The sequence below is a fragment of the Pseudoalteromonas sp. P1-9 genome (assembly GCF_001399975.1).
Classification (GTDB): domain Bacteria; phylum Pseudomonadota; class Gammaproteobacteria; order Enterobacterales; family Alteromonadaceae; genus Pseudoalteromonas.
Genome location: NZ_LKBD01000016.1, coordinates 52,485 through 74,484, shown reverse-complemented (window position 1 = coordinate 74,484; position 22,000 = coordinate 52,485). Strand labels below are relative to the sequence as shown.

Sequence of the window (22,000 nt, the reverse complement as noted above, 5' to 3'; positions counted from 1 at the left end):
GCTATTAAAAAAAGCGCCTAAGGGCGCTTTTTTTGTGTCTTTAATACTTCTTTTAACAGTTATGTTAGTTGGTTTTGGTCATTATGCACTTTGCTTAGTTAGCAAGCATGCGCTCAGCCAACTTAGTTTGTGGCTTTGCAAAGACTTGATGTGTTTCGCCATACTCAACCACCTTGCCTTTGTGAAGCAGTAATAAGCTATCACTCATATGCTTAACTAAGCTTAAGTGGTTAGTGATAAGAATATAACTCAACCCCGTCTCGCGTTGTAATCGCAACAAAAGGTTTACTGTTTGCGCCCGTACGGAAGGGTCGAGCGAGGACAGCGCTTCATCTAACACTAAGATTTTAGGATCGAGAATAATTGCCCGAGCAAGCGCGACGCGCTGGATTTGGCCGCCTGAGAACATATGCGCGTAGTAGTTGCGGTGTTCGGCAAGTAAACCTACGTTCAACAGCGTTTGGTTAATGCGTTCTCTGCGCTGCTGTTTATCTAAGTCGGTATTTAGCACTAAGATTTCGCCCAAGATACTGCCAATAGTATTGCTTGGGTTTAAGCTTTTCATCGGATCTTGGAAAATCAGGCGAATATCTTTACTGTTTTCTACGCGTTTTCCGCTATCTTCAATGATTTGGCCATTTAGTAGAATTTGTCCTGAACTTGCGGTATCAGCGCCGGCTAAAATTTTACCTAATGTACTTTTACCTGAACCTGTTTCACCAATGATGGCGAGCGTTTCACCTTTTCCCAAACAAAACGATACATCAGAGACAGCATTAAACTGCTTACTTCTAAAAAGCCCAGCACGCACGTTAAAGTGTTTGTGCAATGCTTGTACCTTAAGGATTGGTTCCATTAGCACTTTTCCTTGTCTTGATTAAGCGGAAAGTGACAAGCATAGGTGTGACCATGGCTATCTGACACTGGAGGTGTTGCCACACATTCTCGCTGAGCTTGCGGGCAGCGTGGTCCAAGTCGACAACCAATAGGAAGGTGATGCAAGGTCGGGATTGTGCCTTTGAGCGCGTACAACGGTGCTTTATGGGCTAGGCTTTGGTTATATTCAGGTAGACTTTTAAGTAACGCTTGCGTGTAAGGGTGTTTTGGCTTGGTAAATAACGTTTTAGTACGTCCAGCCTCTACCATTTGTCCGCAATATAAAACGTGTAAGCCATGAGTCCAATCACTTAGCTCTGATAATTCATGACTGATCATTAAAATAGACATGCTTTTGAGCTGATTTAAACTGCGTAGCAAACGAAAAATTTGTGCGCGTGTTGTACTTTCAAGCGCTGTTGTCGGCTCATCGGCAATCAGTAACTTAGGCGAGCGTGCAATCGCCATTGCAATCATCACTTTTTGACAAATACCTTCCGAAAGCTCATGGGGATAGCTGTCAAATACGTGCTCATGCTCTTTAATGCCTACTTTGTGTAGTAATGCCTTTGCGCGTTTTTTTAACAATAAGCGCTTTTGAAAAAAGTGACCGTTAATTTTATCGCGCGGAATACTTTCAATCAGCTGATCGTAGATTTTCGCTGTGGGATCTAAACAACTACTGGGTTCTTGATAGATCATCGCGATTTCATTGCCGATTAACTGGCGACGTTTTTCGCCACTTAATCGCATTAAATCAATGCCACGCCAATGCATGCGGTCGGCAGTGATACGCCAGCGCGCATTTAACACACCCATTAACGCCTTTGCGATTAAACTTTTGCCCGAGCCAGATTCACCAACGAGGGCATGCACTTCACCTTCTTTTAGGCTAATACTAACGCGGTCGACCGCGCGGATCACTGTTTCACCGGTATCTAACTCTATCGTTAAGTTACGAATATCGAGCAATTGCATTTAGCTGGCCTTACGTTTTTGCAGTGCTTGGCGCAAACCATCACCAACTAGGTTAGTAGATAAAATAGTAATAAATAGCAAGAAGCCGGGCAGGGCTACTGTCCATGGGGCAAGGTAAATTAAACTTAAGTTTTCTGCCAAAATTGCGCCCCATTCTGCAGTAGGCGGTTGAGCGCCTAATTGCAAAAAGCCTAGTGCTGCGATATCCAGTATGGCAGTCGATAACGACATGGTAAAAATTAATACAATTTGTTCGTATATATTGGGCAAAATACCTTTTAATAGAATGCGCCATTTGCTTGCACCATCAAGGCGGTGGGCAATCACATAGTCTTTGCTTATTTCTTGGCTAACAATATTTCGGATTGAATGAATGTATTGTGGTAACAGTGACAGAATAATTGCCCACACTGTATTCATTAAACCAGGCCCAAGAATTGCCACAATAATAATTGCCAATAATAAACTTGGGATCGCCAGTGTTACATCAAGTAGGTGATTTAAAACCGAAGAACGCCAGCCTTTAGTGAGCGCGGCTAAAATGCCTAAAATGACACCAAAAAGGGTTGTTAATAATGCCGTGATAATGGCAAGACCAAAGGTCATAGTGGCACCGTTCATTAAGCGTGAAAGTAAATCGCGCCCTAGGCCATCGGTTCCAAGCAAAAAGTTTACGCTACCTTGGTCATCCCAAGACGGCGGTAAAATAAGCGAATTATTATGCTGCTCGTTGATACCATAAGGTGCAATAAGCGGCGCAAACATGGCAAGTACCGTTAAAAATAAAAACACCCAAAGACCCAATAACGCAAGGTGGTTCGACTTAAAGTTACGCCACAAATGGCGTAATGGCGACTTGTTTGAGTCTTCGGTAAATAACTTAAACTTTGCCATGACTTTGATTTCTCGAAACTGGGTCTAATAGGTTGTGTAAAATGTCCGCCGCAATATTCGCGATAATCACAAATAACGATACAGTTAATAAGCCACCTGAAATTGCTGGGTAATCACGCTGATAAATACTATTAATCAGCCATTGTCCAACGCCTGGCCATGAGAAAATAACTTCGGTTATCATTGCGAGCGTAATAAGTGTACTAAACTGCAAACCAATTTGTTTAATAATGGGTAGTAGGGCATTTTTCAGCGCATGGCGTGTGATAATTTCATATCGAGTCAAGCCTTTAGCGCGTGCAGTTTTAATATACGGTTTATCTAATACGGTGAGTGTAGAGTCTTTGGTAAAGCGTGTGAGTACGCTGGTTGGATAGGTTGCGAGCACTAACGTTGGTAGTGTTAAGTGTTTAAACGCATCAATAAATGCCTGTTGTTTATAATCGATATCGCTAAGGGCAATATCAATCAAAATAAACCCAGTCGTATCAGGAATTTCATACAGTAAGCCGACGCGGCCACTCATTGGCAGCCAACCTAGCTGTAAGCAAAACACCATGATTAAAATAAGCGCCAGCCAGAATATAGGGGTCGAAATGCCTATCAGTGCAAATGAGTTAATAGTGTAGTCGGGTAGTCGTTTGTGATACGCCGCCGACAAAATCCCCGCCGGAACACCAATAATAATCGACACAATAAGGGCATAAAATGCAAGCTCTATCGTTGCAGGGAAAAGCTCTTTAATATGGTCAAACACCGGTTGTCCTGATGAAAAAGACGTGCCCCAATCACCATGGAAAATATTTGAAATAAACTTGCCATACTGCGCAATATAACCTTTATCTAGGGCATATTTTTGGCTCAGCGCATCGCGTTCCATTGGTGTGGGTGTTTGCACACCACTTAAATTTGAAATCGCTTCACCTGGAAACAAATACGCCAATGAAAACGTAAATGCGCTTAATAACAGCAGCATAAAGAAGAATAGCGTTAGCCTTCTAGCAAGGTAGTCACGTAACATCATTGTGCTTTCCTCGCATTAGCGAGCGAAATACCACCAAATGGTGGCACCTCAACACCTGTGATATGTGTTGATTTAGCCTGAAGGCGCAGTCCGTGGGCAATTGGCAGTAAAGGTAATTCTTGAGCAACCATTTGTTGCGCAGCAAAGTAAATTTCTTTTCTCGCCTCAATATCTTCGGTGTCGTGGGCTTTTGTTAGCAGTAAATCAAATTCGGCGTTACACCAATTTGAAGGATTCTTACCGCTAAACACTGATGCACAGCTTAAAATCGGGTTTAAAAAGTTATCGGGTTCTGGCGAGTCAGCAGCCCAGCCTATTAAAACCGAATCGTGTTGATGCAGGGTTAATCGCTCAAGAAACGTATTCCACTCATACTCAATAATATTCACTTTTATGCCAATTTGCTTTAATTCGCTTTGAATAAGCTCGGCCATTTTTCGGGCATTAGGATTATAAATACGGCTTACTGGCATCGCCCATAGATCCATGGTGAAGCCATCTTTATAACCTGCGGTTTCGAGTAATGATTTTGCTAGCTCTAAGTTATAGCTAGGGTAGTTTGGTTGGGCTTGGTAGGCCCAAGATTCTGGCGGCAAAATAGATTGTGCCATATCCGCGTTATTAAAATAGACCGCTTGCAGTATTTTTTGTTTGTCGATGGCGTGTGAAATTGCGCGACGTACTTCAACTTTATTAAATGGTGCTTTTTGCGTATTAAAGGCTAAATAGCCCACATTTAAATTTGCTAATTTTTCAACGGCGATGTCTTCACGGTTATTTAACACTTCGATGTGCGCACTACTTGGGTGAGCAGCAATGTCACACTCGCCAGTAAGCGCTTTAGCGATGCGCGTGTTGGAGTCTGATGTAATATCAAATACCAATTGTTCAATGGCCACATCACTTTTCCAGTAATCTTCATTGCGATAAAAGCGCACAAAGGCATCTCGTTTAAAACGTTTATATTTATAAGGGCCTGTGCCGATAGGTAAGCGGTCGATATCTTCCAAAGACTCATTTTTACTTAGCATATCGGCATATTCTTTTGATAGCACAATGGCAAAATCGGTGGCCATGTTGGATAAAAAGCTGCTATCTGGGCTAAACAACTCAAACGTAACTTGGTACTCGCCTGTTTTAGTGACTGAGCGAAATGACTGATCTAAACCAATACTTTGGAAATACGGGTAATTACCACCACCTACAAAGTGGTAAGGGTTATAAACGTCAAATAAGCGGGTAAACGTAAACACCACATCGTCTGCGTTAAGTGAGCGGCTTGGTGTAAAGTAATCGGTTTGATGAAACGCCACATCCTGGCGTAAATTAAATACCACTTTTTTGCCACTATCTTGCAACGACCAACTGGTTGCCAGTTCAGGTATAAATTCGCCACTGGATGGATCGATTGATAGTAAACGGTTATAGAGTTGATGCGAGATAATGTCGATGGTTGACCCTGTTGTGGTCAACTGTGGATTAAATGCCACCGGGTTTGCTTCTGAGCAGTACACTAGGCCATTAATGGTTTTTTGCTCTTCAAAGGTGCACGCAGCAAGCAAGGTGCATGCGAAAATAGCCGACACCTTTGAGCAGTTAGTACGAAGTAATTCGAGTAATTTTGGCAAGTTACTTCTTTTTTTATCCGTTTGTGTTGTTGTGTTACAACGTTCGCGCATTGGCATCTAATAAATTGTATTTTTTTAAGTAGCCCCGCAGCTGATGGTAGGTTAACCCTAAGCTATCGGCCGTTTTTCTTTGATTATATTGGCAATACTTCAATGCGTCATTAATTAAATCAATTTCGTACTGATTTGATAATGTTTTTAAGTCACATGGAAAGTTAAATTCTGGCTTGCTCGTTACTGGCTCTTCTACAACTGGTGGCGCAACAGCATCAGTTGGGGCGACGCTTACACGGTCGTTTGTTTTGACTTTTTGTTTTGGTCTAAACGGGCTAATGAATGGGTCGAGTATAATTTCATGTACTGGCACATGCGGGTTGGCGGCGCGATAAACACTTCGTTCAACCGCATTTTTAAGTTCACGAATATTGCCTGGCCAGTGGTAGTCGAATAAGGTTTCTTGTGCTTTTCGTGTAAAACCGCTGAATAACTCCCACTCAAGATCCCGCGCCATATTAATCGCAAAGTTTTCAGCAAGCAGCATAATATCTTCTTTACGTTCTCTTAAAGGCGGCAGTGTGATCACATCAAAAGCCAAGCGGTCGAGTAAGTCACTGCGAAACTCGCCTTGCTCAGCAAGACTGGGTAAATCTTCATTGGTTGCGCAAACTAGACGCGTATTAACGCGTACAGTGGATTTACCGCCAACACGCTCAAACTCACCATATTCAATGACACGTAATAGTTTTTCTTGAATAAGTCCCGATGTATTGGCTAATTCATCTAAAAACAGTGTGCCACCATCAGCCCGCTCAAAACGCCCTTCATGACGTTTGCTTGCGCCGGTAAATGCGCCTGATTCATGTCCGAATAATTCACTTTCTAACAGGTTTTCGTTTAGTGCCGCACAATTAAGCTTCACATAATTTTGGTCCCAACGACTCGAAAGGAAATGTAAACGTGCAGCAATCAGTTCTTTACCTGTTCCGCGCTCGCCAATTATGAGTACGGGCTTATTAAGCTGTGCTACTTGCGATACATGCTCTAATACTTCTAAAAAGCTGTTAGACTGACCTAAAAGATTGTCCTGTTGATTAGTGCGACTCATTTTTGCTAACTCTTAGTCAAATTTACTAACATCTAGTGTATTTTAATTCCGGATGTGTTTAAAGTATTTTGTATTTCAAAATGTTTCATTTTAAAATCAGTGTGTTAGGTGTATTTAAAAGTTGGCAAGCATCTTGATACAGTAAAAGCGGTCAGTCATAAATTTTAAAATTGAGGAAAGTATTATGGGAATTTTTTCACGCTTTGCAGATATTGTGAATTCAAATATCAATGCTTTGTTAGATAAAGCAGAAGATCCAGAAAAAATGGTTCGTCTGATTATTCAAGAAATGGAAGACACGCTTGTAGAAGTGCGTTCTACCTCGGCAAAAACCATTGCCGAAAAGAAAGAACTAGTACGTCGTGTTGAAAAACTTGAGCAGGAAGCTGCTGATTGGCAAGCAAAAGCTGAGTTAGCACTAAGCAAAGAGCGCGAAGATCTAGCGCGTTCAGCACTTGTTGAAAAGAAAAAATCAACCGAAGCGGCAACCGCGGTAGCGCATGAGCTTGCGCAAGTTGAAGAGCACATTGAAAAATTGCAGCAAGAAGTTGCAGCATTGCAAGACAAACTAGCTGATGCTAAAGCACGTCAAAAAGCAATTATTCTTCGTCAACGTTCTGCTGAGTCGCGTTTAGGTGTTAAAAAAGCGCTTGATTCATCTAAAGTGGAAGATGCGTTAAATCGTTTTGAACATTACGAGAATAAAATTGATGGCCTTGAGTCGCAAATTGAATCGTATGAAATGGGTAAGAAAACATTGTCTGATGAAATCGCCAGTCTTCAAGATGAAGAAAAAATCGATGATGAACTAGCAGCTCTTAAGAAAAGCATGGCTAAAAAAGATAAGTAATAATTAAAGCTTGGGAGAGCAGGAGGGCACTATGAGTGGGTTTGAAGCAATAGCAGTTCCAACAATCTTGTTTATGATTTTTGTTGCACCATTATGGCTAATTTTACATTACCGCAGCAAAAAGCAAGTGAGCCAAGGTTTAAGTGAACATGAACATCGTCAGCTAATTGAACTGGCAAACAAAGCAGAAAAAATGGCCGACCGCGTGAAAACGCTAGAGTCTATTTTAGACGCGGAGGCGCCTGAGTGGAGGGCTAAGGTATGAGTAGACGTAGAGGCGAATTATATCGTGACCCAAAGCGTGGCAAAGTAGCTGGTGTTTGTGCAGGGTTAAGCGACTACTTTAATATGGAGCTGTGGCTGGTAAGAATTATTTTTATTTCAGCAGTACTCTTGCTCGGTGGCCCATTCTTTATTGTTGCTTACATTGCATGCTGGTTTATTTTGGAGGTAAAGCCAGAAACTTTACCTAATCAAAGTAAAACAGAAACGGTTAATACTGAAAAACCGATCGAAGTTAAGTCAAAAGTGTGGCAAGCAGGTGAACCACCACGTCGTGCGCTTCACGACTTAAAAGAACAGTTTGATCGCATTGATGGCCGCTTACAAGCGATGGAAAAGTATGTTACTTCACCGGAGTTTACTGTAAGCCGTGAAATCAACAAACTGTAGCGATAAGACAACGTACCTAAACGGATAAGTTTTCCCATTGGCAAACTTATCCGTTTTGTTTGTTAAGGAGAAAGTTATCAACCAATCGGAAAAGTTACAAAAACTGCGTGCCAAAGCACAAAAACTAGTAAAACGCGGTTTAGACCAACATGTAAAACTTGCCGTAACAGGACTGAGTAAAAGTGGTAAAACCGCTTTTATTACATCGTTTATTCATCATTTAACACAACCTAAAAGCAAGCTGCCATTTTTTTCATTACAACAGCAAGAGCGTTTTATTGCGGGCAAACTCGTAGGGCAAGATGATTTAAGCGTTGCTAGCTTTGACTATGGTAACGCGTTAAATCAGTTGCAATTGGGTAAATGGCCTGCATCAACCAACCGATTAAACACCTTACGTTTAAACATTAAATATAAGCCGAATAGTGGTTTACGCGCCCATCTAACAGATGTTAGCACCCTAACAATTGATATTTTTGACTACCCTGGCGAATGGTTACTTGATTTACCTATGCTTGATGAGTCGTTTCTGACATGGAATAACCGTCAGTTTGCATTGCTTAAAGAAAAGCCGCGAGCAGCTCATAGTGAAACGTTTATAAATAAATTATCGCAATTTGATTGGGCCCAAGAAGTCGACTTCGACCAACTTAAACAGTTCGCACATGAATATCGAGATTTATTACTGATATTTAAAAATCAGTGTCAATTAACGCAGTTACAGCCTGGCCGTTTAATTATGCCAGGTGAGTTGGAAGATGCGCCAATTACCCATTTTTTCCCAATCCCTGATATTGATGAACAAGCACTGTTAAGCGCTCCGGAGAACAGTTATTTAGCAACCCTTAAAACGCGTTATGAGCAATATAAAAAAGACGTTGTTAAGACTTTTTACAGTAATTTTTTTGGCGGCTTTGACAGGCAAATTATTTTGGTTGATTTATTAGGTGCGCTAGATAAAGGACGCGATGCACTGGTAGAGCAAAGTGATGTCCTTAAGTCGCTGTTAAAGCATTTTGATTATGGCAAAAATAACTTTTTAAGCCGCTTGTTTTCACCCAAAATCGACAAAATTTTATTTGCTGCAAATAAAGTTGACCATTTGAGTGTTGAGCATCATAAAGACTTGGCGTTATTACTCAATAATTTAGTGCTTGATGCGCAAAATGAATTGAATTACCAAGGCGTCATGGTAGAAACCATGGCGATGAGTTCAGTGAAAGCAACCAAGCAGGTACAAGTAAACGAAAACGGAGAAATACTTAATTGTATTTATGGTAAATCAATCGAAAGTGAGCAGTTGCTAATGTATTTGCCAGCGCAACCACCAATGCGTTTGCTTTCACCCGAACAGTGGCCAAAAAGTGGTTTTAACTTTCCAAGCTTTTACCCGATGTTAAACGCGCAGCATCAGCTTGAACATGTCAGGTTAGACCATGTAATAGAGTATTTAATTGGAGATAAGGTGCTATGAGTGAGTTGCAACAAGGCCGAGTTATCAAAGAATACGACCCGCAGAACGATAGCCAATTGGAGTCATTATTAGAACAAAGTGAGCAATTGCAGCAAGGTAAAGTTGTTGCCCAATCACATATCGAACTAGAAACGGCTGAAACGCCACTTGAAACCGAATTAGACTCGTTAACAAAGCCAACTAAGCCTAACTGGCTGGCGCGTATTTTTGTTTTATCGCTGGTGACGTTAGTGTTGTCTGAAGTCATTTTTACGATTGTTGAGGCGATTAGCACGTCACCGTTTTTAGCTGTTGTGTACGGCGTGGCAGTATCTACAGCTTTGGCTTTAGTTGGTAAAGTCGCATTTCGTGAATTCCGGTTATTACGAAAATTAAAAAATACGAAAATTCAGCAGCATGATGCCGCTAGATTAATGCAATCTGTGCAAATTGGCGAAGCGGAAAGATTTCTAACCAAAATCAACGGTCACCTCAGTAATGATAAGTTAGCGCAGATGCTCTCTAAGCTCGACGCCCATCACACAGACCAAGAAGTGATGTCTCTGTATGCCAATACCGTTTTGGTCGAGCAGGACGAAAAAGCACAGAATATCATAAAAAAATACGCTTCTACTTCAGGTGTGATGGTGGCGATATCGCCTATCGCATTAGTCGATATGGCGGTGGTGCTTTGGCGTAGCACTAAAATGATTGAAGACATCACGCAAGTGTATGGTTTGCCGTTAGGGTATGTTAGCCGCATAAAATTGTATCGTATGACATTAAAGCAAATGCTGTTTGCTGGCAGTGCTGAGCTTATCAGTGATTTTGCCACAACAGCTTTAAGCGCTGAACTAGCTGGCAAACTATCTGCACGCGCCGCGCAAGGTGTGAGTGTGAGCATCTTTACGGCACGTATTGGCTACAAAGCAATGGAGTTAAGTCGCCCTCTACCAGGCTTACCTAGTAAGAAAAACTTGTTAACATCGTGCGTTAAACTCGCTATAGACAGTGTGAAAAACAAAGACAGCGGACAGAGTGGAAAATAAACTTTACGTATTCTTGGTCTTTTGTATACAATTTTAGCCGTCTAACAATCTAGCGTGCTTGTTGTTTTTTCAGTTGTGCATTAATTATGTAGTTAATAATTATGACAACAATTTAAGCAAGTAGTATGAAATCACAACTTTCGGATAACAGTTTATGTATCCATGGCGGAAAGCAACACGATCACGCCCATGGTCCTCTTAGTACGCCTATTTACCAATCTTCTACCTTTGTTTTTGATAACGCAGCGCAAGGCGCTGCGCGTTTTGCGGGCGATGAAGCAGGCTATATTTATTCTCGCCTTGGCAACCCAACAACCCGAGAGCTAGAACTTAAAATCGCAGCATTAGAAGAAATGGAGGATGGCGCTGCCACGGCCACCGGCATGGGCGCTGTATCAGCATCTGTTCTGAGCTTTTTAGCGCAAGGCGATCACTTGATTGCCTCAAAAGCGGTGTATGGCTGCACCTTTGCTTTGTTTTCTCATATGTTACCTAAGTTTGGTATTGAAGTGACATTTGTTGATATGGAAGACCATAACGCAGTTGAAAACGCACTTAAACCAAATACTAAAATGATCTTTGCTGAAACGCCTATCAACCCAAACCTTGTGGTTATTGATCTTGCGTTTATTGGTGATTTTGCTAAGCGCCATAATTTAATTTCGGTAATCGATAACACCTTTCTGACGCCGCTACTGCAAAAACCAAAGCACTTTGGAATCAATATTGTGCTGCACAGCGCAACTAAATACTTAAATGGTCATGGCGATGTGGTTGCGGGCTTAGTATGCGGTAGCAAAGAGCATATCGAAACTATTAAGTTAACTGTGTTAAAAGATATTGGTGCAACCATTAGTCCGCACGATGCCTGGTTAATTATTCGCGGTATGAAAACACTCAGCGTTCGTATGGAAAGACACTGTAACAACGCACAAAAAGTCGCGGAATTTTTAGCACAGCACGAAAAAATCGAACAAGTATATTACCCTGGCCTAAAATCTCATCCAGGTAACAAGTTTATTGGCACGCAAATGAAAGCGGCCGGCGGTGTAATTGCGTTTGAGCTAAAAGGCACACTTGAAATGGGCGCGCAATTTATTAACGCAACGAAATTGTGCACGTTAGCAGTAAGCTTAGGTGATGCCGAAACCCTGATCCAACATCCCGCATCGATGACACACTCTCCTTATACACCTGAAGAACGCTTAGCAGCAGGGATTTCAGATGGGTTAGTGCGTATTTCTGTTGGCCTTGAAGAATCTGATGATATTATTGACGATTTAGCACAAGCATTAGCGCAAATTTAATGTTCTCTATTTGGTTAAGTTGAAGAGGCGTTCAGCCTCTTTTTTTGTTTCTAAGTAACTAGTTAAAGCTGAAAACGGTTTTTGTTAACATTTATCTCCTTGTGAAAGTAATATTGTGTAATGTTATTTTTACAGTTGTGTTAGTTTTAAGCTCTTTATTTATAAGATTGGTTTTAAATGTTTACTCTTGTGTAATTTTAAGTTTACGTTTTGCGGGTTTGTAGTAAGTAGCAAAACTGCCGCAGTCATTACCTTTTAAGTAACTTTGTCATAACATCTAGAACATCTGAATTCAGCGTGTAATGTCACCGTTTTGCGTTTGAATGTTGTGCTTAAGCAAGTACGTCACTTGCTGATGAAGAGATGAAATTTATGGGCAAAAGTAGTAGTTATATTTCTAAACAGCCAGATGATAATGGGTTTATCAATTGGTCTGATGAAGAAAATCAAATTTGGTCAGAGCTGATCGCACGTCAATTAGAATGCATACAAAACAAAGCGTGTGATGAGTATATGCAAGGGTTAGAGAAAATAAATCTACCTTTAGACCGTATTCCTCAGTTAAAAGAAGTAAGCGAAGTGCTGCGCGAATCGACAGGTTGGGAATGTGCGCCAGTACCTGCATTGATTGATTTTGATGAGTTTTTCCGTTTGCTGGCAAATAAAAAGTTCCCAGTAGCGACCTTTATTCGCTCACGTGAAGAGTTTGATTATTTACAAGAGCCAGATATTTTTCACGAGATCTTTGGTCACTGCGCGATGTTAACGCATCCCGCGTTTGCTGAGTTTACCCATAAATATGGTCAACTTGGCTTAGCTGCTGAGAAAAAAGACCGCGTATATTTAGCGCGTTTATATTGGTTTACCGTTGAGTTTGGCTTAATGCAAACTAGAGATGGTTTACGCATTTATGGCGGTGGTATTTTATCAAGCCCAGGCGAAACCCAGTATGTCTACTCAGATGTGCCACAAATCAAGCCGCTTGAACCACTTGATGTGTTACGCACGCCGTATCGTATCGATATTATGCAACCTTTGTATTACACCATTAATGCAATTGAAGATTTATTTGATATTTCACAGCTCGATATTATGTCGCTTGTAGAAAAAGCAAAAGCGCTAGGGCTCCACGAGCCACTATTTCCACCTAAACAAAAGAAAGCAAGTTAGAAAAGGGTTTATTATGTCTGAATTAAGTGCTCAAAAATGTGAAGCGTGTCGTGCTGACGCACCAAAAGTTTCAGATGAAGAGCTAGCCGTATTAGTTAAGCAAATACCAGATTGGACACCAATTGTGGTTGACGGCATTATGCAATTAGAGCGTGTATTTAAGTTCAAGAACTTTAAACTCGCATTAGAATTCACCAACAAGTTAGGTGCAATGGCAGAAGATGAAGGTCACCACCCTGGTATCTTAACTGAGTGGGGCAAAGTGACCGTAACTTGGTGGAGTCACTCAATTAAAGGTCTTCATAAAAATGACTTTATTTGTGCCGCTAAAACAGATGCACTGCTAGAAGACTAATTAACTTCTAAGTAGTAAAAAGAGCGCTAATTAGCGCCCTTTTTTGTGTTTTTAGTTTATGCGTTTAACGCATTATTCGCTTACTGAGCGAAGTAGGGCGTTGATACCTACTTTTTCACGTGTTTGCTGATCAACTTTTTTCACGATAATTGCAGCATATAAGCTGTGTGAGCCGTCTTTTGATGGCAGTGAGCCTGGTACAACTACGGCGCCAGCTGGTACGCGGCCATAATGGGTTTCACCGGTTTCACGGTCATAAATACGCGTGCTTTGACTAATATATACGCCCATTGAAATTACCGCGCCTTCTTCAACCACTACGCCTTCTACAATTTCAGAACGAGCGCCAATAAAGCAGTTATCTTCGATAATGGTTGGGTTAGCTTGCAGTGGCTCTAGTACACCACCAATGCCTACACCACCTGATAAGTGTACGTTTTTACCTATTTGTGCACATGAACCTACGGTTGCCCAGGTATCTACCATAGTACCTTCATCAACGTAAGCGCCAATGTTTACATAAGAAGGCATTAACACAACATTTTTGCCTACGAAGCTGCCCTGACGAGCCACCGCGTTTGGTACTACGCGCATGCCTTCTTGCTTAAACTGCTCTGGCGTGTAGTCAGTAAACTTAAGCGGTACTTTGTCGTAAAACTGGTTAACACCGTCATTCATTGGCGCGTTGTCACGAATTCGAAATGACAATAACACCGCTTTTTTAAGCCATTGGTGTACAACCCATTCGCCAGAGATTTTTTCAGCCACACGTGCTTTACCTGAATCTAACAAAGCAAGGGATTCGTTAATAGCGTTGAAAACCTCATCAGAAACTGATGCCGGTGAAATATTATCGCGATTTTCCCATGCTTGCTCGATGGTTAATTTCAATTGTTCCATAGTGTGCCTTTAATCGTTTTCGGAATTGAATCTTTCAAGAAGGCGGTTTTTTAAATCGCCACATTCTTGTTCATTTAATGCGTTATAGTCAGCGTTAGATACCACAAAGAAATCTTCAGCACGTTCGCCTATGGTTGTGATGCGTGCGGCGTGTATATGTAACGCTAAACTTGAAAATACATCGGTTATTTTGGTTAATAAGCCTGGAATGTCAACCACTTGAATTTCTACAAGGGTGCGGTCTTTACGCCCATGTGGTGACACTATAACTCGGGGCTTAATATTAAAGCCTTTAAAGCGCTTTTTACGGTTCTTTTTGACTCGAACTTTCTTATTTGGTTCGTCAATAACTTGTTGAATTGACTTTTTGATTGAACTGGCGCGGCTTTGACTCGTTACCGGCTCACCGTTTTGTTCTAAAATAACAAAATTATCAACCGCATAACCGTCTTTGGTGTTCATTATTTGCGCGTGCAATATGTTGGCTTTTTTAGCGCCCAACACCGCTACTAAACGCGCAACTAAATTGGCTTGATCTGGACAGTAAACAAATACTTGGCTACCGCCATTAATAGGCTGACCAGAAAGCAGTACCAATCCTTTACTAGGATCTTTTGACGCCAAGATATGCTCGCATTGCCATGCAATCATTTGCGTTGAAAATCGCGTGAAATAATCGGGTTTAAAACGAAGCCACAATGCATCAATTTGGCCTTCTGCAAAATCTAAATTAAGTAAACGTTGTTTTGCTTGTGCTTTTTTATCGCGAATTTGGTCACGTAAATCCATTGGGTTTTCAAGACCGCGGCGCAACGCACGTTGTGTGTGGGTATAAAGGTCGCGCAGCAGTGTACTTTTCCAATCATTCCACAAGTTGTCGTTGGTGGCGCGAATATCAGCAAGTGTTAAGCAATAAAGGTAATCGAGTTGCTTTTCATTTTTAACACGCGCCGCAAATTCAGCAATCACGTCAGGGTCGTTAATGTCTTTGCGCTGTGCAGTCACCGACATAAGCAAATGGTTTTCCACAAGCCACGCAATAAACTTACCCTCAAAGGTCGTTAAGCCGTGTAATTTGGCAAACTCTCTGGCATCTACCGCACCTAGTTCTGAGTGATCACCACCGCGACCTTTGGCAATATCGTGGAAAATACCCGCTAAATACAATAGCTCTGGTTTTTCCATGCGTACTACAATTTCACGACACAGCGGAAACGTATTGGCGCACTCTGGCTGGAAATAATGATACAAATTTTGAATTAAACGATGGGTGTGTTCATCTACCGTATAAGCATGGAATAAATCAAACTGCATTTGCCCGACAATATTACGCCAATTCGGTAAATACGCCGATAAAATGCCGTGTTTATGCATTAACGTAAACGCACGCCCCATGCCATTAGGGTGCGAAATAAGTTTAAGCAGCATAGTGCGACACAGCGAATAATCTTGTAGGTCGCCTAATAAGCGGCGCCTTACTTGGCGCAGTAAACGAATAGTGCTCGGGTAAATATGGGTAATTTGTGGGTTGTTGGCAATGTGCCAAAACAGCTCAATAATTTTTTCACGGTGAAAAAACACTTGTGGGTCTTTCACCCGAATTTGATGGCCGATTTGTTCAAAGTCTGCGTTAATACTGGTTACTTTATAGTTTACATGGCCTGTTAAAATGCTTTGTTCGAAGTAGGATAACAGCATTTGATTAAGTTCACGCACACGCCCCATAATGCGAAACAGACGCTTCATCATGCGCTCAACGGCGGCACGTCCATCGTCGCCAAAACCGAGCAGCTTTGCTGCTACTGGTTGATGATCAAAGAGTAACCGGTTTTCCATGCGCCCAGCTGCCAGGTGCAGTGCAAAGCGAATATTCCACAGGTTTACAATACATTCTTGCAATTCTTGATGCTCTTCAAACGTTAAGTAACCGTGTTCTACTAGTTCTTCGAGCGTTTGTGAGCGGAAATGCTTTTTTGCGACCCAAATAATGGTTTGTACGTCGCGTAATCCGCCCGGGTTTTCTTTTAAATTAGGCTCTAGGTTATATGCTGTTCCATGACATTTTTTATGCCTTATTTCTTGTTCATCGCGTTTCGCGATAAAAAAGGTATCCGACTTCCATGCTGACGTTTCAACTAACTTTTTTTGTAAATGAGCAAAATTATCAGGATCACCACAAACCAACCGAGATTCAAGCAAGCTGGTGGCAAAATTAACATCGTTTTTTTTATGTTCTATGGTTTGCTTGATAGTACGAACGCTATGACCAATATCGAGGCGCAGGTCCCATAAAAAAGTGACAAATTTAGCGATAGTTTCTTGCGTTTCTTTGTTAGGTTCTTTGTTTACCAGTAACAAAAAGTCGATATCGGAAAAAGGGTGCAGTTCACCGCGGCCATAACCGCCAATGGCAATTAAATCGCCGTGTTGGTGTAATTGATAGTGATCATAAAGCTGGCTTAAAATCGCGTCGACAAGTGCCGCGCGGGCTTTCACTAAGCGCTCAACAGGCTGATGTGAAAATTGCTCTTCGAGCCAAAGGTAGAACTGTTCTAGAAGGTGTTTGTAGTCATCAAGTTGCTCGCATTTTGCGAGCAACTGGGTAAATTTTTTTGTTATTGCCATTGATGGCCTTCTTATTCGCTGTGTTCGATCACTCTCGGAAGCTCATCATCTGATCGTAGCGTAAGAATTTCAACTCCGTTTTTAGTCACAAGTAGCGTGTGTTCCCATTGTGCCGACAGTGAACGGTCTTTTGTTACCACAGTCCACTCATCTTTTAGCAGCTTACATTGGCGTTTACCAACGTTTACCATAGGTTCAATCGTAAAGCACATGCCTTCTTGCAGTACTTCACCTGTGCCCGGTTTGCCGTAGTGCATTACTTGTGGCTCTTCGTGGAATTCAGCGCCAATACCATGGCCACAGTATTCACGTACAATTGAGTAATTGAAGCCTTCAGCATATTTTTGAATTGCGGCACCGATGTCACCTAAGCGAACACCTGGTTTTACCATTTCGATAGCAAGGTATAAGCTTTTTTGGGTAATTTCACATAAACGCTTTGCTTGAATTGACGGTTGACCAACGTAAAACATTTTAGAAGTATCGCCGTGGTAACCATCTTTAATTACCGTAATATCAATATTGATAATGTCGCCTTCCTTTAGCGCTTTATCGTTTGGAATACCGTGACAAATTACGTGATTTACTGAGGTACAAATTGACTTTGGAAAACCATGATAATTTAGTGGAGCAGGGATCGCATCTTGCTCGTTTACAATGTAATCGTGGCAAATCTGATTTAACTCTTCTGTGGTCACGCCAACCTTAACGTGAGGCTCAATCATTTCTAACACTTCAGCTGCTAAGCGTCCTGCAACTCGCATTTTTTCGATTTCAGCTGGGGTTTTAATCACTGCACTCATTTAGGCTCCAAAATTCTTTAAATTGTGGTCAAACACGACACTTTTTAGATAAGTTGTTTGACTGAAAATTACTCATAAAATTTGAGTTCTGTTTGTTAATATGGTATAAAGCGCGCCGTCTTTTTACAATTAAAATTTAAATTTCCTCGGGATTTTTGAGTTGATTGTAGTGAAGGCACTTAAACTTTAATTTTAACACACACACATATCGGCACATACACTTGGGTGCAGTGAGCAAAATGCAAACTGTTGGTGCTATGGGATATGTGGAGGCCTAACCCAAAATTACAGAGGAATATTAAAATGGCAAACGTTTCTATGCGCGATATGCTACAAGCTGGCGTACACTTCGGTCACCAAGCACGTTACTGGAACCCTAAGATGAAGCCGTTCATCTTTGGTGCACGTAACAAAGTACATATCATCAACTTAGAGAAAACTGTACCTTTATTCAACGAAGCAATGTCTTTCCTTAAAGGCGTAGCATCAAACAAAGGTAAAATCCTTTTCGTTGGTACTAAGCGCGCTGCAAGCGAAGCAGTTAAAGAAGCTGCACTACGTTCTGACCAGTTCTACGTAAACCACCGTTGGTTAGGTGGTATGCTAACTAACTGGAAAACAGTTCGTCAGTCAATCAAGCGTCTTAAAGACCTTGAAACTCAAAGCCAAGACGGTACTTTCGAGAAATTAACTAAGAAAGAAGCGTTAATGCTTACTCGTGAAATGGAAAAGCTTGAAAAGAGCCTTGGCGGTATCAAGAACATGGGCGGTCTTCCAGACGCTATCTTCGTTATCGACGCTGATCACGAGCACATTGCTATTAAAGAAGCAAACAACCTAGGCATCCCAGTAGTATCTGTTGTTGATACTAACTCAAACCCAGACGGTGTTGATTTCATCATCCCTGGTAACGACGATGCTATCCGTGCTATCCAGCTTTACACTAACGCTGTAGCTGACGTGTCTGTAGCAGGCCGTGAAAGCAACATCGCTGTTCAAGCTGAAAAAGACGACTTCGTAGAAGCTGAGTAATAGCGCTTATCAAGCTTTCATGAAATCATCATAGAAAGCTTGGTATCCTGATGATTAGGGGGAGCTTGCTCCCGCTTATTTTAAATAGATTTTGGATTTGAGGACATACTAATGGCTGTAACTGCTGCCCTAGTTAAAGAATTACGCGAGCGCACAGGCGCTGGCATGATGGATTGTAAAAAAGCACTAACAGAAACTAACGGTGACATCGATCTAGCGATCGAGAACATGCGTAAGAGCGGTGCTGCTAAAGCTGCTAAAAAAGCGGGTAACATCGCTGCAGAAGGTACAATCCTTATCAAGCAAGGTGCTGGTTTTACTGCACTTCTAGAAGTTAACTGTCAAACTGACTTCGTTGCTAAAGACGAAAACTTCCTAGGTTTTGCTAATACTGTTCTTGATGCTGCTACTGAAGCAAAAACTGACATCGAAACACTTAAAGCACAATTCGAAGAAACACGTGTTGCGCTAGTTGCTAAAATCGGTGAAAACATCAACGTTCGTCGCGTTGAGTACATAGATGGTGACAACGCTGCTGCATACCGTCACGGCGACCGTATCGGTGTTGTTGTAACTGGTGAAGCTGACGAAGAAACACTTAAGCACGTTGCTATGCACGTTGCTGCTTCTAAGCCTGATTTCCTTAACCCAGAAGATGTACCTGCTGAGGTTGTAGAGAAAGAAAAAGCGGTTCAAGTTGAAATCGCAATGAACGAAGGTAAGCCAGCAGAAATCGCTGAGAAGATGGTTGTTGGTCGTATGAAGAAGTTCACTGGTGAGATCTCTCTTACTGGTCAAGCATTCATCATGGAACCTAAGAAAACAGTTGGCGAATTCCTTAAAGAGAAAGGCGCGACTATCTCTGGTTTCACTCGCCTAGAAGTAGGTGAAGGTATCGAGAAGAAAGAAGAAGACTTCGCTGCTGAAGTAGCTGCACAAATTGCAGCAGCTAAAGGCGAGTAATCGACTTTTTTCACTTAGCAAAATAGCTTTTGCTTTTGCGCTAAGAGATAAAATTATTTAGAATAACCGCGCTATCATTAGCGCGGTTATTTTTTGCAACTTTTTCAGCCAGGATTACTATGAACACAAATCGTAAGCCAGTTTTTAGACGAGTTTTACTTAAATTAAGCGGTGAAGCTTTAATGGGCCAAGAAGGCTTTGGTATCGACCCATCAATTCTTGACCGTATGGCACAAGAAATTAAAGAACTTGTAGAGTTAGGCGTTGAGGTAGGTGTAGTAATCGGTGGTGGTAACTTCCTACGTGGCGGTACACTTGCTGAAAACGGTATGAACCGTGTTGTTGGCGACCACATGGGTATGCTTGCAACAGTGATGAATGGCCTTGCAATGCGTGATGCACTGCACCGTGCCTATGTAAATGCACGTTTAATGTCTGCGATTCCACTTAACGGTGTATGTGACGCGTATAACTGGGCTGAAGCAATTAGCTTACTAAAAACTGGTCGTGTTGTTATTTTCTCTGCGGGTACCGGTAACCCATTCTTCACTACTGATTCTGCTGCGTGTTTACGCGGTATTGAAATTGAAGCCGACACAGTATTAAAAGCAACTAAAGTTGACGGCGTATACAGCGATGATCCGGTTAAAAACCCTGAAGCAACGCTTTACCCAACATTGACTTACAACGAAGTAATCGAAAAAGAATTAAAGGTGATGGACCTAGCGGCATTTACCCTGGCTCGTGACCACAATATGCCAATCAGTGTATTTAACATGAATAAACCAGGCGCGCTAAAACGTGTTATCCTTGGTGAAGATGAAGGTACGCTGATTACACATAAATCAGCAGAATAAGCTATTAGTTAGGAAGATTAACGTGATTAAAGAAATCCAACAGCATGCTGCAGAACGTATGCAAAAAAGTGTTGACGCGCTTGGCTCACAATTATCAAAAATTCGCACAGGCCGCGCACACCCAAGCCTTTTAGATGGTATTCAAGTATCTTACTACGGTGCTGATACACCACTTAACCAAGTGGGTAACGTAACAATTGAAGACAACCGTACACTTGCTATCACTGTGTTTGACAAAACACTTACGCAAGCAGTTGAAAAAGCAATTATGGCGTCAGATTTAGGTTTAAACCCAATGTCTGCGGGTACGGTTATTCGCGTACCATTACCACCGCTTACAGAAGAGCGTCGTAAAGATCTTATTAAGATCGTACGTGGTGAAGTTGAAGGTGGTCGTGTTGCAATTCGTAACATTCGCCGTGATGCTAACTCAGATGTTAAAGCATTACTTAAAGATAAAGAAATTTCAGAAGATGAAGCGCGTCAAAGTGATGACGAAGTTCAGAAGCTAACAGATAAATACATCAAAGAAATGGATACTATTTTAGCTGCTAAAGAAGCGGAATTATTGGAAATCTAAATCAATTTTTGAGCGCTTTTGCGCTCAATCATTGAACAACTAAATTATTAGTTTTAAAGCGCTGTCTAGGGTATACTAGACGGCGCTTTTTACTTTAGGAAACGACACTTAATGACAATCACTAAGGATGCTATTACCCAACAAAGCTTACCGCGTCATGTTGCTATTATTATGGATGGCAATGGGCGTTGGGCACAAGCTAAGGGTAAGCCTCGTGTGTTTGGTCATAAAAAGGGCGTCGAATCGGTGCGTAATGCGGTAAAGTTTTGTCGCCAACTAAATATCGAATCATTAACGCTTTTTGCATTTAGCAGTGAAAACTGGCGACGTCCGGAACAAGAAGTCAGCACCTTAATGGAGCTTTTCATGTTTGTGTTGACCAACGAAGTAAAAAAACTCGATAAAAATAACGTCAAGTTGAAAGTAATTGGTGATATTAGTCGTTTCTCTGAGAAGCTACAAAAAAGCGTAGCAAAAGCAGAGCAAATGACCATGGATAACACTGGCTTAACACTTAATATCGCAGCTAACTATGGCGGACAATGGGACATAGCAAACGCGGCGAAACAACTGGCAAAACAGGTTGAGAATGGCGAAATAGCCGCTGATGATATTGATGAAACTAAACTGTCACAGTACATTAGTATGCAAGAACAAGCGCCACTTGATTTGTTAATTCGCACAGGAGGCGACTTACGCATAAGCAACTTTTTATTATGGCAAGCTGCTTACGCTGAACTTTATTTTACTGATACACTTTGGCCAGATTTTAATGAACAGGCATTTGCAGATGCAATTGCGTGTTATGTTTCACGAGAGCGTCGCTTTGGTTGTACTGGCGAACAAATAAAAGAACTACTCGCTCAATCGTGATTTTTA

The 22,000-nt window shown here is 41.6% G+C and carries 22 protein-coding genes; 13 read left to right on the top strand and 9 right to left on the bottom strand.

Annotation, left to right across the window (positions count from 1 at the left end; genetic code table 11):
* Positions 1-94: 94 nt before the first annotated feature.
* From AN214_RS11620 to pspF, 6 genes are read right to left on the bottom strand one after another with little or no spacing between them, the layout of a single operon-like run.
* Positions 95-856 carry an ATP-binding cassette domain-containing protein gene (locus AN214_RS11620; RefSeq protein WP_054979880.1) on the bottom strand — a complete coding sequence of 254 codons (762 nt, stop codon included), beginning with the start codon at positions 854-856 and terminating at the stop codon, positions 95-97.
* A complete protein-coding gene (locus AN214_RS11615; protein ID WP_054979879.1) occupies positions 856-1,854 on the bottom strand; it encodes an oligopeptide/dipeptide ABC transporter ATP-binding protein in 999 nt (332 codons plus the stop codon). Before AN214_RS11615 ends, AN214_RS11620 begins: the two co-directional genes overlap by 1 nt.
* On the bottom strand, positions 1,855-2,748 hold the full coding sequence (locus tag AN214_RS11610; RefSeq protein WP_010559677.1) for an ABC transporter permease subunit: 894 nt from the start codon (positions 2,746-2,748) through the stop codon (positions 1,855-1,857). It lies immediately after the preceding gene.
* A complete protein-coding gene (locus tag AN214_RS11605; protein WP_054979899.1) occupies positions 2,735-3,769 on the bottom strand; it encodes an ABC transporter permease subunit in 1,035 nt (344 codons plus the stop codon). The genes AN214_RS11610 and AN214_RS11605 overlap by 14 nt, the downstream gene beginning before the upstream one ends.
* Positions 3,769-5,451, bottom strand: a complete 1,683-nt coding sequence (locus AN214_RS11600; RefSeq protein ID WP_152960759.1) for an ABC transporter substrate-binding protein — start codon at positions 5,449-5,451, stop codon at positions 3,769-3,771. Before AN214_RS11600 ends, AN214_RS11605 begins: the two co-directional genes overlap by 1 nt.
* The gene (pspF, locus tag AN214_RS11595; protein ID WP_054979878.1) at positions 5,435-6,505 is read right to left on the bottom strand and encodes a phage shock protein operon transcriptional activator; all 1,071 of its coding nucleotides are present in this window, start codon (positions 6,503-6,505) and stop codon (positions 5,435-5,437) included. Before pspF ends, AN214_RS11600 begins: the two co-directional genes overlap by 17 nt.
* Before the next feature lie 184 nt (positions 6,506-6,689).
* Between pspF and pspA the strand changes: the two genes are divergently transcribed.
* The 8 genes from pspA to AN214_RS11555 all read left to right on the top strand — a co-directional run bounded on the left by pspA (position 6,690) and on the right by AN214_RS11555 (position 13,361).
* Complete coding sequence (pspA, locus tag AN214_RS11590) at positions 6,690-7,355, top strand: phage shock protein PspA (RefSeq protein WP_054979877.1); 666 nt, start codon at positions 6,690-6,692, stop codon at positions 7,353-7,355.
* Between the two features lie 31 nt (positions 7,356-7,386).
* Positions 7,387-7,620 carry an envelope stress response membrane protein PspB gene (pspB, locus tag AN214_RS11585; protein ID WP_010559682.1) on the top strand — a complete coding sequence of 78 codons (234 nt, stop codon included), beginning with the start codon at positions 7,387-7,389 and terminating at the stop codon, positions 7,618-7,620.
* Positions 7,617-8,027 carry an envelope stress response membrane protein PspC gene (gene pspC, locus AN214_RS11580; RefSeq protein WP_010559683.1) on the top strand — a complete coding sequence of 137 codons (411 nt, stop codon included), beginning with the start codon at positions 7,617-7,619 and terminating at the stop codon, positions 8,025-8,027. The genes pspB and pspC overlap by 4 nt, the downstream gene beginning before the upstream one ends.
* A 37-nt stretch (positions 8,028-8,064) precedes the next feature.
* Positions 8,065-9,501: a YcjX family protein gene (locus AN214_RS11575; protein WP_082428562.1), complete on the top strand. Its 1,437-nt coding sequence runs from the start codon at positions 8,065-8,067 to the stop codon at positions 9,499-9,501.
* Positions 9,498-10,529, top strand: coding sequence for a TIGR01620 family protein (locus tag AN214_RS11570; RefSeq protein ID WP_054979876.1), 1,032 nt, complete (start codon positions 9,498-9,500; stop codon positions 10,527-10,529). Before AN214_RS11575 ends, AN214_RS11570 begins: the two co-directional genes overlap by 4 nt.
* Positions 10,530-10,654: 125 nt before the next feature.
* A complete protein-coding gene (locus AN214_RS11565) occupies positions 10,655-11,836 on the top strand; it encodes a PLP-dependent aspartate aminotransferase family protein (protein WP_054979875.1) in 1,182 nt (393 codons plus the stop codon).
* Positions 11,837-12,208: 372 nt separating this feature from the next.
* Positions 12,209-13,006: a phenylalanine 4-monooxygenase gene (phhA, locus tag AN214_RS11560; RefSeq protein ID WP_054979874.1), complete on the top strand. Its 798-nt coding sequence runs from the start codon at positions 12,209-12,211 to the stop codon at positions 13,004-13,006.
* 13 nt (positions 13,007-13,019) lie between these two features.
* On the top strand, positions 13,020-13,361 hold the full coding sequence (locus AN214_RS11555; protein WP_010559688.1) for a 4a-hydroxytetrahydrobiopterin dehydratase: 342 nt from the start codon (positions 13,020-13,022) through the stop codon (positions 13,359-13,361).
* Between the two features lie 72 nt (positions 13,362-13,433).
* On the opposite strand, the gene dapD is transcribed toward AN214_RS11555, so the two are convergent.
* From dapD to map, 3 genes are read right to left on the bottom strand one after another with little or no spacing between them, the layout of a single operon-like run.
* Positions 13,434-14,261, bottom strand: coding sequence for a 2,3,4,5-tetrahydropyridine-2,6-dicarboxylate N-succinyltransferase (gene dapD / locus AN214_RS11550; protein WP_054979873.1), 828 nt, complete (start codon positions 14,259-14,261; stop codon positions 13,434-13,436).
* Positions 14,262-14,270: 9 nt separating this feature from the next.
* Positions 14,271-16,886, bottom strand: coding sequence for a [protein-PII] uridylyltransferase (glnD, locus tag AN214_RS11545; RefSeq protein WP_054979872.1), 2,616 nt, complete (start codon positions 16,884-16,886; stop codon positions 14,271-14,273).
* Positions 16,887-16,897: 11 nt separating this feature from the next.
* The gene (map, locus tag AN214_RS11540; protein WP_054979871.1) at positions 16,898-17,689 is read right to left on the bottom strand and encodes a type I methionyl aminopeptidase; all 792 of its coding nucleotides are present in this window, start codon (positions 17,687-17,689) and stop codon (positions 16,898-16,900) included.
* 303 nt (positions 17,690-17,992) lie between these two features.
* Between map and rpsB the strand changes: the two genes are divergently transcribed.
* From rpsB to uppS, 5 genes are all read left to right on the top strand, one after another.
* Positions 17,993-18,721 carry a 30S ribosomal protein S2 gene (gene rpsB, locus AN214_RS11535; protein ID WP_054979870.1) on the top strand — a complete coding sequence of 243 codons (729 nt, stop codon included), beginning with the start codon at positions 17,993-17,995 and terminating at the stop codon, positions 18,719-18,721.
* Positions 18,722-18,832: 111 nt separating this feature from the next.
* Positions 18,833-19,684 carry a translation elongation factor Ts gene (gene tsf / locus AN214_RS11530; protein WP_054979869.1) on the top strand — a complete coding sequence of 284 codons (852 nt, stop codon included), beginning with the start codon at positions 18,833-18,835 and terminating at the stop codon, positions 19,682-19,684.
* Positions 19,685-19,803: 119 nt separating this feature from the next.
* Positions 19,804-20,541, top strand: a complete 738-nt coding sequence (gene pyrH / locus AN214_RS11525) for a UMP kinase (RefSeq protein ID WP_010559694.1) — start codon at positions 19,804-19,806, stop codon at positions 20,539-20,541.
* A 22-nt stretch (positions 20,542-20,563) separates the two neighbouring features.
* Complete coding sequence (gene frr / locus AN214_RS11520) at positions 20,564-21,121, top strand: ribosome recycling factor (protein ID WP_054979868.1); 558 nt, start codon at positions 20,564-20,566, stop codon at positions 21,119-21,121.
* Between the two features lie 111 nt (positions 21,122-21,232).
* On the top strand, positions 21,233-21,994 hold the full coding sequence (gene uppS, locus AN214_RS11515; protein ID WP_010559696.1) for a polyprenyl diphosphate synthase: 762 nt from the start codon (positions 21,233-21,235) through the stop codon (positions 21,992-21,994).
* Positions 21,995-22,000 lie beyond the last annotated feature (6 nt).